The following is a 14,023-nucleotide window of genomic DNA, read 5'->3' as shown; positions in this document are numbered from 1 at the left end:
CAGCGGGCGGGTAGCAGCAAGGCCGCATTCCAGCGGGATGTTTTGGCAGCGTGCCCGGGCAGTTTTCTGGTTGGGCCCTGCGGCGAAAACAGGGCTCCGCGCGGTTTCCCAACAGCAATTGAGCCGCCCGACAACGGTGCGCCCGGGGCCGGCTGGCCGCCCTCCTGCGGTTCTCCACCGCACTGTCGCAAAGCGTCGGCATCAGGCAAGCCTCACTGACGAGTGGCCCAAGTGTCCTTAAGCGTCTGTCTTTACATCTCCACCTTCCTGCCGGGAGGCGCCGAGCGGCAGATGGTGAACCTCGCCGGCGAACTGGGCCGGCGCGGGCACCATGTGGTGTTGCTCCATGCGCAAAAGGACATGCGGCAGGCGCATTACCTGGAGGCCCTTGGGGAAAGCGGCGTCGAGATCGTCAATGTGATGTCGCCGGACTTTCTCAAGCAAGGCATACGCCTCTCCCGGGAGCATGCCGATTTTTTCGGCCATATCCCGGCGCCGCACACGCTGAAGACCGGGATACTTTTCCTTGCGGGGGCCTTTGCCCGCTTCCGGCCCCATGTCGTCCATTCCTATCTCGACGCGCCCAACTGCGCAGCGGGCTGCGCCGCCGTCCTGGCCGGCGTGCCCGCGCACCTGGCATCCTTTCGCAATGTTGACCCGCAAACCCTCGCCCGTGACTTCGCGGAGCTTACGCGCCGGATGTACCGCTACCTGATTGACCGTGCCTCCCCGCACTTTGAGGCCAACTCCAGGGCTGGCGCGCTCCACTATGCCCGCTGGCTCGCTATCGACCCCGAGCTGGTCGCCTATGCCCCCAACGGCATAGACCCGGCCCTCACCCCCGGGCGCCCAAGGCAGGAAGCCGGCGAACTGCGCAAGGCATTGGGCTTGCCGCCGGCTTCTCCCATCGTGCTGACTCTCGCGCGGTTTTCCGAAGAAAAGTCCCCGGCTGCCATGCTCGATATTTTTAGCCGCCTCCTTCCCCAGCAGCCGGACTGTCATTATCTTATTGCCGGCACAAAGATGACCGATGAGGACGAAATGGGCGCCATGGTGCGCGCGGCCGGCCTTGAGGGGCGGGTGCACCTGCTCGGTGTGCAGAACGATGTGGCGGCGCTGCTCTCCGCCGCTGATGTCTTCCTCCTGCCTTCCCGGCTGGAGGGCTTCCCCAATGCCATCATGGAGGCCATGGCAGCGGGCCTCCCGGTGGTGGCGAGCAATGTGGGCGGCATTCCGGACCTCGTGCGCCACGGACAGGAGGGTTTTCTGCACGAAGCAGGGGACGTGGACGCCATGGCGGCAAGCGTGCTGGCCCTGCTGGACGACGCCGCCTTGCGGGCCCGTCTCGGCGCCGCCGGGCGGCAAAGAATAACGGAGGAGTTCAGCCTGAAGAAACTGGGCGACCGTGTGCTCCAAAGATACGAGACGCTGCTCGCCGAGGCGCCCTGCAAGGGATGCTGAAGCGCCGCGCCTGCCACCGGCGTTACAGGCCTGGTCCAAAAACTGCGTTTCCTTCCCCGCCGTTCCCCAACAGTTTTTTGGAAGACTTCCACCCCTATCTGCGGTAAAGAGGATACGGCCGCCAACGCGGGCCCCATGCTCCGGCCGCGGCTCTGCATACGAGTCATTGTCATAAGGAATGCGCATGTGCGGTATCACCGGGTTCTATAATCTTGCAGGTATCCTGCCCTCCCTTGAAAACGCCGAGGGCATCCTTGCGCGCATGACGCGCGTGCTAGCCCACCGAGGCCCCGACGGCGAGGGCCTGTGGCTGGACGCGGACGCCGGCATCGCCCTCGGGCACAGGCGCCTCTCCATCCGCGACACCAGCCTGGCCGGCGCGCAGCCCATGCGCTCCCACGACGGCCGCTATGTGCTCACCTACAATGGCGAGATCTACAATGCGGAGGACCTGCGCCGGGAGGTTGAGGCCGCTGCCGGGCAGACCATCCCGTGGCGCGGCCGCTCGGATACGGAGGTCTTTCTCGAGGCCTGCGCCGTGCTCGGCGTGGGCCGCGCCCTTGAGCAAAGCATCGGCATGTTCGCCTTTGGCCTTTGGGACGCCAGGGAGCGTACACTTATCCTCGGCCGCGACCGCTTTGGCATCAAGCCGCTCTACTGGGCCGTGTGCGACAACCAGCTGCTTTTCGGCTCCGAGCTCAAGGCGCTTCACCAGCACCCGGATTTCCATCCCGACATCGACCGGCACATGCTGGCGGCCTTTTTCCGCAGCGGCTACCTGCCGCCGCCCCTGACCCTGTTTTCCGGGGTTCACCAGCTCAAGCCCGGCCACCTGCTCCGCGTCCGCCCAGGCGACGCCCCGCAGGAAGAAGAATGGTGGAGCGCCCGCAAGGTGGCGCTCGCCGGGGTGGCAAACCGCGTGCGTGACCACCGCGGGGCTCTGGACGAGCTGCACGCCCTCTTGCGGGACGCGGTCTCCCGCCGCCTGGTGTCCGATGTGCCCATCGGCGCCTTCCTCTCCGGGGGCATCGACTCCTCCCTCGTGGTCGCCCTCATGCAGGAGGCTTCCCCCACCCCGGTGCGTACCTACAGTATCGGCTTCGAGCAGGCGGAACTCAATGAGGCTCCCTATGCCAAGGCCATAGCCGAGGCCCTGGGCACGGTGCATACGGAACTTTATGTCACCGGCGAGGACGCCATCAGGCTCATTCCCCAATTGCCACACATCTATGACGGCCCCTTTGCGGACAGCTCGCAGATGCCCACGTTTTTCCTCTCGCAACTGACAAGACGTGACGTTACCGTGGCCCTGTCCGGCGACGGTGGTGACGAACTCTTTGGCGGCTATGCGCAGGCAGGCTGTACGCTCCCGCGCAAAATCCCCGTGGGGCTCAGCCGCTCCGTCTTCTACCAGCGCAACCACTTCGGCCGCTGGATGGGATTGAACCCCGTGCCCGGGGGAAGGGCGCCTTCGGCCTACTTCGTTCAGGGCATTGCGGACAGCATGCTGGAGAACGACGCGGAGCTTACCCAGCTCATCGACACCGAGCATTATCTGCCCGGCGACATCCTGACCAAGGTGGATCGCGCCTCCATGGCTGTCTCCCTTGAGGTACGCCCGCCTCTGCTCGACCACCGCATCTATGCGCTTGCCTGGCGCATGCCGCCCGAGCTCAGGCGCGCCTGCGGCAAGGGCAAGTGGCCCCTGCGGCACATCCTTGACCACTATGTTTCCCCCGTGCTGACGGATCGCCCCAAGCAGGGCTTTGGCTGCCCGCTCCTGCTCTGGCTGCGCGGGCCTTTGCGCGAGTGGGCGGAGAGTCTGCTGGCGCCCGACCGCCTGCGCAGGGAAGGCTGGCTGAACCCGGATGCGGTGGCCCGGATGTGGAGGGATACCCTCGCGGGCAAGGTATATGTGGATGGAATTTGGGCCGCATTGATGTTCCAGGCCTGGCGGGAAGCCCAGGCCGGCGCCGAATGATTCAGGGACATTCCCGGGATTTGCAGGCGATTGTATGCAATTTCCGCGCTTGAGGGACGCCATGCTCTCTTATGCTGACATTTCTGGGTTGGTAAAGGACTTGCCAAGTATCGCCATTATAAGCAACCTTCCTGCTGGCCCTTTTGAACGCCTTGCTGCTTCCTTTGAAAAAATTGGGGCAAATATTTTTCTTTTTAATTTAACAAGAAAAATAAAAGCACAGTCGTATTTTGACTCTTCTATAACCAATCGTGTGACCATTCACGACAAAGGAAAAGACTATTTATATAAGTTTACAGTATTACAAAATTTATTTATTAAAAAACATCCCCATATTAAATCTGAATATGAATATTTTTTTACAGCCGGTGATCTTCATGTTCCGCTCGCGTCAGATGCCGGCTTTCAAAAGTGCGATTTGGTCTTGCTGGGGCATTTCGGCTTGCTCATCGATGCCGACAAGATCTCCTCGACGCTGGCCCATAAGCAGACGATTTTACTCAGCTGCACCGCCAATCCTTTTACCGGGTTTTGCTCATGCACGGCGGGGTGTACAAAATGGCAGGATGTCGGCTGCCAGGACTGCCCCATACTCGGGAAAAGCAGTGATAATAAAGACAATTGCGCCACTGTCTTCCAGCGTAAAAAACTCGGATACGCCGCTGCCCGCAATTTTACGGTCGTCACTCCTTCCAGATGGCTTGGTCGCGAGATAGGACAAAGCATTTTAGGAAGGCAGTTTCCCCGCGCGGTCATCCCCACCGATGTCAGGCTGGATGTCTATCGCCCCAAGCCGCGCGCCGTGGCCCGCAAGGCGCTGGGCCTTCCCGATGACCGGCCCATCCTCCTTACCGGCAGCGCGGGCTTGCGCAAGAACAAGGGCGGCCAGGTCCTGTGCGAGGCCTTGCGGCAGCTTGAAGGCACCTGGGAGGGTCAGCCCCCCCGCGTCCTGTTTTTCGGCTCGGACGCCCCCTTTCTCGCCCGCCTGCAAGGCTCCGGGCTTGAGGCCCAGTCCCTGGGCTGGGTGGACGACGTGCACACCCTTGCCGACATCTACGCCGCGGCGGACGTGTTCGTAAGCCCCTCGTTCCAGGACAACCTGCCGAATACGGTCAACGAGTCGCTCTCCTGCGGAACGCCGGTCATCTGTTTTGACCGCTTCAGCTCGGAAGACGTGGTCATTGACGGGGTGACGGGTTTTCTGGCACGACATCCGGGGCTGCCGCTCTCGCCGGAGGGGGAACTCATCCAGCCCGCGCCCTATGAACCCGGGCCGGGCCAGTGCAGCAGCCTGGCCGACAAGATCCGCGAGTTTTTCGCCCTGCCGGGCTGGCGCCGCGAGGCCATGGCCTGGGAATGCCGGCGCCTGGCCGAGGCCACCTTCAACCCGGCCCTTGTGGCGGGGCGCTATCTCCAGATGTTCCGCCACATGGCGGCCCTCTCCCATATCCCCCTGCCCTGAACACGGGAAGCTGTCATGGACATGCGTGAACGGATGCAACAGGCCCTCATTGCGGCGCAAAGGGCCGGCGAGCGCAAAAACTTCCACGAGGTGGCGCAAAAGCGCGGCCCCGAGGCTCACCAGGCAGACCTCAAGGGCCTTTACCGTGGCCTTGCGCCCGAGGCGGCGCGGCATCTCGATGCCATCATTGGACGCCGGCAAAAACTTCTTGACCCCGCGGTCAGGAGCTACCGGGACCTGTACCAGGGCGAGGACTGGGAGGCCTTCACGCGCTACGAAGCCTTTACCAAGGAAATCGTCCCCAACAACGGCGCCTTCCGCTACAAGGACTTCCTGCTGCCCATCCGGGAATTCACCCCCGCGGTCTTTCTCTACGAGCATGGGCTCTCCGCCTTGAGGACGCTGGACGGCATGGGGGACAGCGTGATCATCGACGGCGGGGGCGCGCACGGCGATTCGCTGCTGGTCTTCCGGAAATACCTGCGCAATCCCATCCATTCCTTTGAACCGCACCCGGGCATGCGCGCGCTTCTCCGGGAGACATTGCGCCTCAATGCCGGCCTGCTGGGCGATGCTGTGACCGTCGTGGATCAGGCATTGGCGGATACGACCGGCACCCGCGTCTTCATGACCGACAACGGCAGCAGCAGCCAGATCGACCCGGGCCTCACAAGCGGGGTGGAAGCGGAGACGGTCACGCTGGATGACTATGTTGCCCGGCACGGCTTGCGGGTAGGCCTTGTGAAGCTCGATATCGAGGGCCATGAGCAGCACTTCCTCCGCGGGGCGGTACAGACCCTGAAAACCCAGAAGCCCCGCCTCATCATCAGCAATTATCACAGCTACGAGGATTTCTTCCACATCAAGACCTTCATCGAGCAGCTGGACTGCGGCTACGAGTTTGACTTTTTTAAAGGCGTCGATGCAAGCGTGTGGGCGTCAATCATGCTGTTGTGCGAAGTGCCCCGGGCGGGGCAGCCGCGGAACTGACAGGCGGCCCTGAGTGGCCGGGGGCATGGGGGATGCCATGGAAATTGAAGCGCTGAAAAAAAAGTACGCCATACCGCAACCTTTTTTTAGCCGATATTTTGAACGCAATGCGGAGATGCGCCTCGGCCTGCATCAGCTGGAATTCATGCTCTGGAAACGGGGGCATTTCATCCCTCCCCCCAAGAAAAAGCTCATGGAAAAAACCTTCCTGCAGGAGGAAATAGAAAATTTTTACATCAGGCGCCAAATCAACCTGCCGCAATTGCAATTCGCGGTGACGACACGCTGCACCCTGCGCTGCAAGAACTGCAACGCCTATAGCCCGCGCTTCGGCCACGGGACGCCCCATGTGGAACTGGCGCCCGAAGACTTCGCCCGCGATCTGCGCGCGCTTGAGGGAGCCGTGAACTCCGTGCGCCGCTTCATGCTCCTGGGGGGCGAGCCCCTGGCTTACGGACGGTTTGCGGAGATACTTGCGCTTGCGGCCGCAAGCCCCCTGTTCCGCGTTGTGGAGGTGGTGACCAACGGCACCCTCCCGCCCTCCGAAGCGGTGTTGCGCGTCGCCGCGGCCCACCGTGACAAGATCTACTTCCACGTCAGCAACTATGCGGTCAATCCCGCGCTCCTGCCGCGCCTGCGCCATGAGGAGCTCTTCGCCTGCCTGAAGGAGCGCGCCATCCCCCACCAGATGGCGCGGGACGTGGCCTGGTCGGCTGAACCCCCCATGAGCCCGACGGCCGCCGACCCGGAGCCAACCCGGAAAAATTTTGGCCTATGCTGGATGAAGCGGACCCTTGAGGCCAAAAACGGCCGGATCGCCGTTTGCCCCAAGGCTTCTTCGGCCTATGAACTGGGCATGGTCCCGGCGGCCGCTCCGGGTGAAGTGGTTGATTTGCGCGGCCCTTCTGATGTATGGGAACAGTTCGCCGAATTCTATTCCAGGCCGTATTTTGAAGTGTGCCGGCATTGTGTGCGCCCGGAAGGCGATGTGATGCCCGCCGAGCAATTGCCGGGAGGTGCGGCATGAGCCAGCGCGCGGAATTTTTGCGGGAAAAGATCCGCAGGAGCCGGGGAGCCGGGGAATCCATCCCTGACCTCTACGGCGAACTCAGGAAGCTCGTCCATGAGCAGCGCCTCTGGCAAAAGACCGCCCGGGCAGTGGAAAATATCCTGCACGCGCCTGACTCCGGTTACGGGGAGCTCGCCCTGCTCTGCGACCGCTATGGCTGCAACAAGGGCTCGCTCAGCAAATCCGGCAAGCACCATCCGTATTATCCCATGCCGCCGCATACCTACACGGAAGTGTATGAGGCGCTGTTTGCGCCCATCCGCTTAACGGCGCGCCATATCTTTGAATGCGGCGTGGGTACGGATAACCCCGGGCAGCACGGCAATTTCGGCAATGGCTACAAAGCGGGCGCCTCCTTGCGCGTATGGCGCGACTTTTTCCCCCACGCCGAGATCTGGGGCGCCGATATAGACCGCACCGCACTTTTTCAAGAACCGCGCATCCATACAGCATGGATGGACCAAACCTCTCCGGAAGCGGTACAGGCCTTTTTTGCAAATGCCGGCGTGGATACCTTCGACATCATGATCGACGACGGGCTGCATACATATGAAGCGGCCAGTTGCCTTTTCGATCACGCCGAGCCGTACCTTCGTGCCGGTGGCCTCTATGTCATTGAAGATTTAACGCCACAATTTATGCATAAATTTCAGCAGTATATATGTAGAAGAACTGGCTTTGTCATTAAATATTTCGTGATGGAAACGCCCGATTGCTGGGAGAACAATCTCATTATCCTCAGGAAACTGCAGGGATGAGCGGCTGTTCCCGCCTGGAGGAGGGCGCGCCCCTAGCGCTTTCGGAACGCGCGGGGGCGCTGTTGAACGGGGCAACAGGCCCAAATGGTGAGCGGGCTGACCCCGCCTGCCGGGGATGAACTTTGGTCACTCCCCAAAGGGCGGCAGCCCGCTTTCGGCGCCATGACCGGGTCCGGCGCCTCCGGGATGAATGAGGCCGGCCCTGAAAATCCACGGGCTTGCCAGCCTCATGCGGAAAATTCTGGATGATGGCCGCAAGGAAAGGGTCACACATTCCTGTTTTGTGAGGAGATCATGGTAAAGCGCATATGCAGGACGATGATATTTCTGGCTTCCCTGATGATTTGGGACTCAAAACGCCGCATAAATTTTAGAAAAAAATATTTTTCCTTTCTGGACGCGTTGGGCCAGCTCCGCTCTTCCCAGGAAGAACTCCGCGCACAAAACGCCCACCTGCAAAAACTTGAGAAGCAATTCGCCGAATTGGAAAAGCAATATGCCGAGATCGGGCAGTACTCGCAAATCCCCCTTTTCAATTGGCGTAAGAGAGCGTTCTATGAGAGGATGAAAAAAAGATACACTTTATCGGAGGCCGAGCATAAAGCCAATGAGGCTGCCCTTTTTTCGGGCCTGAGCCACGAGGCTGCGGAGAACCTGCGGAAGATTCTGGACAGGCTTTGGCGGCTTGGCAATATGTATCTCTGCACCACCTTTTCCGATGTCTTTGTAACACAGGAAGAAAGGGACGCCATCACGGCATATGAATGGTTCGAACGAAAGATACGCCATATCGACGATTATTATGAATATGAGGGCATTAAGCTGCCCATTAATTATTTTGATCCCAGTGCCTTTCCTGGCTTTCACGGCCTGGAGCGGATTCAGGGGAGAGTCCCAACGGAGGGGGCTCTCATTAATGTGGGCGGCCTTTACGGCGAAACGATTGCCATATTCCGCAAGTTTTTCCCCAATCCAATTATTTGTTTTGAAGCGGGAAAAGTAAGTTGTGAAATCATCCAAAAAACTCTCGCACTGAACGATATTCACGATGTAAGGGTTGAGAATATTGCCCTGACAGATCATCCAGGCGTCCAGCCCTCAGTTGTCTTCCAAGGTCCTAATATGTCACCAGACGAGAAAACAACCTGTGACACCTTGGATAACTACATTTCACGAACGGGAGATTCCGTCAGTTTAATCCATATCGATGTAGAAGGTTGGGAAATGGCGATGCTCAAGGGTGCCCTGAAGACCATCACCACCCAGCGTCCCATCCTTATCATCTCCATTTACCACTCCTACGAGGATCTTTATGGCATCAAGCCATATATAGAAAGCCTGAACTTGGGTTATAAATTTAACTTTTACCAGCCAATTACAAAATATCTTGGCTCCGAAATCATGCTCTTTTGTGAACCAGAGTAGCCACTTTGAGGTCGAATTCTTGGTGCATAAAAAATTAGGGAAATTTGTGGAGGGGCTTTATTCGTGCATGATTGATAAGCCCCGCTTAAACATGTAGCCCTATCCCCTGTGCCGATCATCAAATCGGTTTCGCTCTCATATTTCTCCTATGGCTGTCGTTCCCAGTGGGAGTATATATGTCACTCCACCTATCAATCATCATCCCCTGCCGCAACGGAACGAACTATCTGGCCGAGGCGGTCACAAGCGTGCGCCAACAGGCGCTTGACACCCCCCTCGAGATCATCGTGGTGGACGACGGCTCCACGGACGCCACGGCAAAGCTCGCGCGCTCGCTCGGCTGCACGGTGGTGTCCATCCCGCATTCCGGGCTTTCCGCCGCCAGGAACGCGGGGCTTGCCCGCGCTGGGGGGGACTTCATCCTCTTTCTCGACCATGACGACCGCCTGCGCCCCGTGGCGCTCCAGGCCCTGCTGGAGGCGCTGGACGCGGCCGAAGACGCCGACATGGTGCTTGCCCGGGCGCAGGACTTCGTCTCCCCGGAGCTGTGCGAGGAAGAAAAACGAAAAATCGCCGTGCGGCCCGAGCCCTATCACGGGCTCATGTCCGGCGCCATGCTGTTCCGGCGCCCGGTGTTCGGGCGGGTAAAGGGCTTTGACGAGGCCCGCGCCACGGCGCAGACCCTGGACTTTCTCCAGCAGGCGCAGCAGGCGGGCCTTGCCATGCGGAAAATCGAGCCGATTACTGTGGACAGGCGCCTGCACCTCACCAACATGGGCAGGACCATGCAGCACCAGGAAGGCCGGGACCACGCGAGCCTTTTGCGGGAGCGGCTCCGCGCCGCAAAACGGAGGATCTGACCTGAAAGCCCTTTTCGCCCGCTGCTTCGCCGATTATCTGCGCGTCTACCGCATCCTGCCGCCGGCCCTGAAGCGGGAGACGGTCTTCGTGTTCTTCGGCGTCTTTGTCCAGGCCCTGCTGGAGGTGGGCGCCATTCTCGCCATGTCGCTCGTGGCCATGAGCGTGGCCGCGCCGGAGCGCCTGCTCGGGCATCCGGCCACGCAGCTTCTCCTGGCCCAGGTGCCGGCCCTGAACTTCCTTGGGGAGGACCTCAGGCGCGTGGCGCTGGCCTGCGCCGTGCTCTCGGCCGCCCTCATCGCCGCCAAGAACGCGGTGTCGGCCCTTGTCACCCACCAGACCAACGTGCTCGGCGAGCGCATCGCGCTCTTCGCCGGGGATGTCATCTTCCACAACTTTCTCTACAGCCCCTATATCCGCCACCTCTCCGGCGACAGCAACATCATGTTCAACGCGCTCACGCGCCGGGCGGAGCTCGGACGGCTCATGGTGCACCTCATGGCCGTGTACAGCTACGCGCTGGTGTCGCTCGTCATGACGCTCGCCCTCCTTGTCTTTACCCCGGGGCCGGTGCTGGTGGTCATGGGCGGCATCATGATCATCGCCGTGCTCCTCTACCGGCGCCTGCGCACGCTCATGGACAGCGCGGGCCGCGAGTCCAACGCGCGCAGCAGCGACGAGAGCCGGGCCACCCTGAACGCCATGCGCGGCATCCGCGAACTGCTCATCTACCGCCAGCAGGAAGTGTTTTATTCCAAGTTCGAGACCGCCTGCATCGAGGGCGCCCCGCCCCGCGCCTTCCTCAGCATCGCGCCCACCATGCCCACGTGGATCCTGGAGTCGGCGGGCTTCATCGCCATCGTGGCGGCCATGGGCGTCATGTGGGGCCTCCTGGACGCGCCGCTGCCCCAGATCGCGGGCGTGCTCACCATCATCATCCTCATCGCCTGGCGCGTGCTGCCCCTCTTCAACCGCTCGTTGAGCGCGCTTGTCATCGTGCGCGGCACGCGGCCCGGCGCCATGGAGTGCCTCGACAAGGTGGAGGAGGCCCTCGGCGAGACCGACGCCGCCCGCGTCGAGCCCGCCCCGGACTTCGCCCTGCACGAGGGCATCACCCTTGAGGATGCGGCCTTCCGCTATCCGCGCGCCGAGCACGATTCCCTGAGCGGCATCAGCTTCACCATCCCCTGCGGCGCGCGCGTGGGCATCATTGGCCAGTCCGGCGCGGGCAAGAGCACGCTCGCCGCCATCCTGAGCGGCCTTGTGGAGCCCTCCTCCGGCGCCTTCCTCGTGGACGGCCAGCCCCTGAGCCCCGAGGGCCGCGCCGCCTATTGCGAGCGCATCGGCTATGTGCCGCAAAATCCCTATATCCTCGCGGGCAGCATCGCGGAAAACGTGGCCTTCAGCCAGTGGGGCAAGCCCTGGGACGAGGAGCGCGTGGTCCGCGCCTGCCGCATGGCCTCGCTGGACGTGGCCTTTGAGCGCGGCATCGAAAGCGGCCTCGGCGAAGGCGGCGCCGGCCTTTCGGGCGGCCAGATGCAGCGCGTGGCCATCGCGCGCGCCCTCTACGCCGAGCCCGCGGTGCTCATCCTCGACGAGGCCACGAGCGCCCTCGACAGCGGCGTGGAAGCCGGCATCATGAACACCATCTTCGCGTTGCCGGCCGGCATCACCACCATCATCATCGCCCACCGCCTGAGCACGGTGGAGCGCTGCGACACGCTCTTCTGGATCGAGGACGGCCGCCTTCACGCCGTGGGCACACCGGCGGAAATCCTCCCCGCCTACAAGGCCAGCCTCGCGGAAGCGGCAGCCCGCAAGGCCGCTGAGGAAGCGGAAGAAAAAGCGGGAGAAACGCAGGCCGCGGAGGAGCGACAAGAGACCGGGACGCCGGGCACGGCGCCTGCGTCGCCCGACGCGCGGAACCCGGAAGCCGCCCAACCGGCGGCCGGGCGCACGCCAGCCCCTGAAACAACGCCCGCGGAAGAGAAAGCCCCGGAGGAAGCGTGCTCTCCATCATCCTCGTCACGGTAGACCGCCCGCTGGCGACCGAGCGCTTCCTCCTCAGCCTCACGCACCAGACCTGCGCGGACTTCGAGGTGGTGCTCATGTACGCGCCCGGGCTCGACCCCTCCGTGGCCGAGGGCATGTGCCGCAAGTTCCCGGGCTTGCGCATCCGCGCCTATCCCTCGCCGGACACCTGCCTCTCGCGCTCGCGCAATGCCGGGCTCGCGCGCATAAAGGGCGACTGCTTCGCCATCGCCGACGACGATTGCGTCTACACGCCAGAGGTGGCGGCGCGGGTGCTCACGGCTTTCCGGCACCATCCTGGGCTCGGCGTGCTCATGGGCAGCTCCCTCTCCCTCGACCCGGGGCCCCTCCCCGAGGGCGAGCAGCCCCTGCCCCTCCCCGAGTGGCGGCTGTTCACCGGCTGCCCGAGCTATGTGCAGTTTTACCGCACGGCCGTCACGGCCGTGGTGGACGGCTTTGACGAGAGCCTCGGCGTGGGCTGCGGCACGCCCTGGCAGTCCGGCGAGGAGACGGATTTCGCCCTGCGCGCCGTCCGGGCCGGCTTCGCGGCCGCGCGCGTGCCCGGGGTCGTGGTGCTGCACCCCGCAACCACGCCCGCGGGGCCGGCCATGCGCCGCAAGATCCGCGTCTATGCCCGGGGCCGCATGCGCCTCTTGCGCAAGCACGGCTGCTCGCCGGGCTTCGTGGCGCTCAATGTGCTCTACCCCCTGCTCGTGCTGCCGCTGGAATGCCTCTCCGCGGCCGTGGTCCGCGCGCGCTACCGGCTGTGCATGTTTTTCGAGCGCTTCCTGAGCCTCTGGCGCCACTGATGGACATCGCCGTCATCACCCGCGAATTTTCGCCGCTCACCCGCAACGGCGGCATCGGCACGGCCGTGGGCAACCTCTGCCACGCCCTGCGGACCAAGGGCCACCGCCTCACCGTCTACTATACGGGGCGCCCGGGGCCGCGCCTTTTGCCCTTTGCGGCGGCGCTGCGCAGGGAGGGCATGGGCTTCAGGCCGGTCATCGCGCCCCTGGGGCTCTTGTTGCACGATTCGCTGCGCCGCAGCAGGGCCGCGGCCGCCGCCCTCGCCGGCACAAGGCACGACTGCTACCTTTTCCATGACTTCATGGCCGACGGCTGGGCCTTCCTGCGCGAGCGCCCGTGCGGCGGCGCGCCCTGCGGCATGGTGACGCACGGCAGCGCGCAGTGGGTGGACGAGGGTAACGGCCAGCTTGCGAGCGGCGGCCCCCGGGCCCGGCTCTACGACATGGAGCGCCAGTGCTGCGAAGAGGCGGATTTTCTGGTCAGCCCGAGCGCCTATTTGCTCGGCTGGATGCGGGAGCGCGGCTGGCGCCTCCCCGGGCAAAGCCATGTCATCCCCAATTTCACCGCGCCCCTGGGCGCCGTGCCGCCGCGCCGGCCGCAAGAGACGGCCCCGCCGCGCGAGCTCGTCTTTTTCGGGCGCCTTGAGGAGCGCAAGGGCCTGCGCGTCTTTTGCGAGGCCCTGCGGCTGCTCCCGCCGGAACTGCTCGCCGGGCGCGAAGTGACCTTTCTCGGGCGCGAGGGCGGCTATACGCCGGAGCAGGTGCGGGCGTGGCTTGCGCCGCTGACGCAGGCCGGCGTGACGCCCACTTTCCACACCGGCCTTGATGCCGGCGCGGCGCGCGCCTATCTCTGCGGGGCCGGGCGGCTCGCGGTCATGCCCTCCCTGCGGGAGAACTCGCCCTGCGTGGTCAGCGAGTGCCTGGAAAGCGGCATTCCCTTTCTCGCCTCGTCCTGCGGGGGCGGCCCCGAGCTCGCCCGCCCCGAAGACGGCGCCTGCTTCGTGGCCCCGGATGCGGCCGAGCTGGCCGCGCGCCTCGGCCAGGTTCTTGCGAACGGCGCGCCCGGCCGCGCCCTGCCGCGCCACGCCCCGCAAGACCTGCTCGCCGCGTGGGAGCGCCTGCTGGCCGGGGTCGCGGGCCGGGGCTGAAGCCCCGGATTTTCCCTCGACCTTTTGCCGC

Annotated in this window: 11 protein-coding genes; all 11 read left to right on the top strand. The window is 63.3% G+C overall.

The window, feature by feature from the left end; genetic code table 11:
* The first annotated feature begins 231 nt into the window (after nt 1-231).
* A complete protein-coding gene (locus G7Y54_RS06985) occupies nt 232-1,461 on the top strand; it encodes a glycosyltransferase (protein ID WP_165078576.1) in 1,230 nt (409 codons plus the stop codon).
* A 184-nt stretch (nt 1,462-1,645) separates the two neighbouring features.
* Complete coding sequence (gene asnB / locus G7Y54_RS06980) at nt 1,646-3,442, top strand: asparagine synthase (glutamine-hydrolyzing) (protein WP_165078575.1); 1,797 nt, start codon at nt 1,646-1,648, stop codon at nt 3,440-3,442.
* 34 nt (nt 3,443-3,476) lie between these two features.
* On the top strand, nt 3,477-4,904 hold the full coding sequence (locus G7Y54_RS06975; RefSeq protein ID WP_165078574.1) for a glycosyltransferase: 1,428 nt from the start codon (nt 3,477-3,479) through the stop codon (nt 4,902-4,904).
* A 15-nt stretch (nt 4,905-4,919) separates the two neighbouring features.
* Nucleotides 4,920-5,894 carry an FkbM family methyltransferase gene (locus G7Y54_RS06970; RefSeq protein WP_165078573.1) on the top strand — a complete coding sequence of 325 codons (975 nt, stop codon included), beginning with the start codon at nt 4,920-4,922 and terminating at the stop codon, nt 5,892-5,894.
* A 37-nt stretch (nt 5,895-5,931) separates the two neighbouring features.
* The gene (locus G7Y54_RS06965; RefSeq protein WP_165078572.1) at nt 5,932-6,921 is read left to right on the top strand and encodes a radical SAM protein; all 990 of its coding nucleotides are present in this window, start codon (nt 5,932-5,934) and stop codon (nt 6,919-6,921) included.
* Nucleotides 6,918-7,721, top strand: a complete 804-nt coding sequence (locus G7Y54_RS06960; protein WP_165078571.1) for a class I SAM-dependent methyltransferase — start codon at nt 6,918-6,920, stop codon at nt 7,719-7,721. Before G7Y54_RS06965 ends, G7Y54_RS06960 begins: the two co-directional genes overlap by 4 nt.
* A 294-nt stretch (nt 7,722-8,015) precedes the next feature.
* Complete coding sequence (locus G7Y54_RS06955; RefSeq protein WP_165078570.1) at nt 8,016-9,146, top strand: FkbM family methyltransferase; 1,131 nt, start codon at nt 8,016-8,018, stop codon at nt 9,144-9,146.
* Nucleotides 9,147-9,322: 176 nt separating this feature from the next.
* On the top strand, nt 9,323-10,006 hold the full coding sequence (locus G7Y54_RS06950) for a glycosyltransferase family A protein (protein WP_165078569.1): 684 nt from the start codon (nt 9,323-9,325) through the stop codon (nt 10,004-10,006).
* A gap of 88 nt (nt 10,007-10,094) precedes the next feature.
* Nucleotides 10,095-12,038: an ABC transporter ATP-binding protein gene (locus tag G7Y54_RS06945; protein WP_241159403.1), complete on the top strand. Its 1,944-nt coding sequence runs from the start codon at nt 10,095-10,097 to the stop codon at nt 12,036-12,038.
* Nucleotides 12,011-12,844 carry a glycosyltransferase family A protein gene (locus G7Y54_RS06940; protein WP_165078568.1) on the top strand — a complete coding sequence of 278 codons (834 nt, stop codon included), beginning with the start codon at nt 12,011-12,013 and terminating at the stop codon, nt 12,842-12,844. The genes G7Y54_RS06945 and G7Y54_RS06940 overlap by 28 nt, the downstream gene beginning before the upstream one ends.
* Nucleotides 12,844-13,992 carry a glycosyltransferase family 4 protein gene (locus tag G7Y54_RS06935; protein WP_165078567.1) on the top strand — a complete coding sequence of 383 codons (1,149 nt, stop codon included), beginning with the start codon at nt 12,844-12,846 and terminating at the stop codon, nt 13,990-13,992. Before G7Y54_RS06940 ends, G7Y54_RS06935 begins: the two co-directional genes overlap by 1 nt.
* The last annotated feature ends 31 nt before the right edge of the window (nt 13,993-14,023 follow it).

It is taken from the genome of Desulfovibrio sp. ZJ746 (assembly GCF_011039155.1).
Classification (GTDB): domain Bacteria; phylum Desulfobacterota; class Desulfovibrionia; order Desulfovibrionales; family Desulfovibrionaceae; genus Desulfovibrio.
The sequence above is the reverse complement of the archived record's forward strand: the minus strand, read 5'-3'. Positions and strand labels throughout refer to the sequence as shown.

Bases quoted from the DNA above. Each gene is read 5' to 3' on its own strand.
- asnB (WP_165078575.1), top strand. From the start codon at position 1,646: ATGTGCGGTATCACCGGGTTCTATAATCTTGCAGGTATCCTGCCCTCC.
- G7Y54_RS06975 (WP_165078574.1), top strand. From the start codon at position 3,477: ATGCAATTTCCGCGCTTGAGGGACGCCATGCTCTCTTATGCTGACATT.
- G7Y54_RS06970 (WP_165078573.1), top strand. From the start codon at position 4,920: ATGGACATGCGTGAACGGATGCAACAGGCCCTCATTGCGGCGCAAAGG.
- G7Y54_RS06965 (WP_165078572.1), top strand. From the start codon at position 5,932: ATGGAAATTGAAGCGCTGAAAAAAAAGTACGCCATACCGCAACCTTTT.
- G7Y54_RS06960 (WP_165078571.1), top strand. From the start codon at position 6,918: ATGAGCCAGCGCGCGGAATTTTTGCGGGAAAAGATCCGCAGGAGCCGG.
- G7Y54_RS06955 (WP_165078570.1), top strand. From the start codon at position 8,016: ATGGTAAAGCGCATATGCAGGACGATGATATTTCTGGCTTCCCTGATG.
- G7Y54_RS06950 (WP_165078569.1), top strand. From the start codon at position 9,323: ATGTCACTCCACCTATCAATCATCATCCCCTGCCGCAACGGAACGAAC.
- G7Y54_RS06935 (WP_165078567.1), top strand. From the start codon at position 12,844: ATGGACATCGCCGTCATCACCCGCGAATTTTCGCCGCTCACCCGCAAC.